General features: G+C 39.1%; 2 protein-coding genes. One reads left to right on the top strand and one right to left on the bottom strand.

Annotated elements, in window-relative coordinates:
- The first annotated feature begins 122 nt into the window (after positions 1-122).
- A complete protein-coding gene (locus PSI22_RS21280) occupies positions 123-410 on the top strand; it encodes a hypothetical protein (protein ID WP_273581464.1) in 288 nt (95 codons plus the stop codon).
- 15 nt (positions 411-425) lie between these two features.
- On the opposite strand, the gene PSI22_RS21275 is transcribed toward PSI22_RS21280, so the two are convergent.
- Positions 426-719, bottom strand: coding sequence for a hypothetical protein (locus tag PSI22_RS21275; protein WP_273581463.1), 294 nt, complete (start codon positions 717-719; stop codon positions 426-428).
- Between the last annotated feature and the right edge of the window lie 97 nt (positions 720-816).

Raw genomic sequence — 816 nt, 5'->3', positions numbered from 1 at the left:
AGAGCGTCTATCTCTGGGCGCTCGATATTGCTTATTACCTAATTTGCCGCCGCAATCATTCTCAGTACCTCCGTATCTCCTATTGCGGTCGGCATCCTATTAACTCACTCGTGAGGTGAATGATGAATATCGAAGTCTCCATGCCACAAAAATCTAACCGGATTGATAAAGCTAAGCTTGAACTAGCAAAAGAAGGTAACGGTGATTTTAGCGTGGCTATCATTAATACACTGACAGCTAAAGTTGTTGTTGCTGGTATCAGTGATGTACATGGCTTGAAGGTATCATTTGAATATTCAGAAGACTTTGTAACGGATGAAGTTACCTTGAAAGCGTTTAATGACAGAGCAGTGACTTTTGCTGAGAAGACGATGAAGTCATTAAAAATTCTAGAAACTAGCGCGGATTAGCTCCGCGCTTTGCTTTTAGAAATCATCTAATTTATCAAATATATCCCTCGTTCTGGCATTCAAATAATAAGCGTAATCTGCAATCTCGTTGTCTCTGGGGCCTCGCTTGGTTTTATCATGTCCAAATATTTTGTCGAGTGATTGCATGTTGTATTTAAAGAACTTTTCAGGGTTTTTAGATGTTTTCGCAAGAACTGCCAGATAAAATGGAAGCACTTCATCAATAACATCTTTGTGTTTCCAAAGTTCAGGAATTACTATTTCAGGCTGCTCATGAAGGGGTTTGAAGAAGTCCGGCATTTTCGACATACATTTTCCTGTTCAGAGGTAATCAGCCATCCCTCCAGTTGATTAATATTTGGCTGATCTAACAACATACCTTAAGTATCAACCTATTACTTTTAAC

Source organism: Xenorhabdus aichiensis, from assembly GCF_028598775.1.
Classification (GTDB): domain Bacteria; phylum Pseudomonadota; class Gammaproteobacteria; order Enterobacterales; family Enterobacteriaceae; genus Xenorhabdus; species Xenorhabdus bovienii.
This window is presented reverse-complemented; position numbering and strand designations above follow the sequence as displayed.

Bases quoted from the DNA above. Each gene is read 5' to 3' on its own strand.
- PSI22_RS21280 (WP_273581464.1), top strand. From the start codon at position 123: ATGAATATCGAAGTCTCCATGCCACAAAAATCTAACCGGATTGATAAA.
- PSI22_RS21275 (WP_273581463.1), bottom strand. From the start codon at position 719: ATGTCGAAAATGCCGGACTTCTTCAAACCCCTTCATGAGCAGCCTGAA.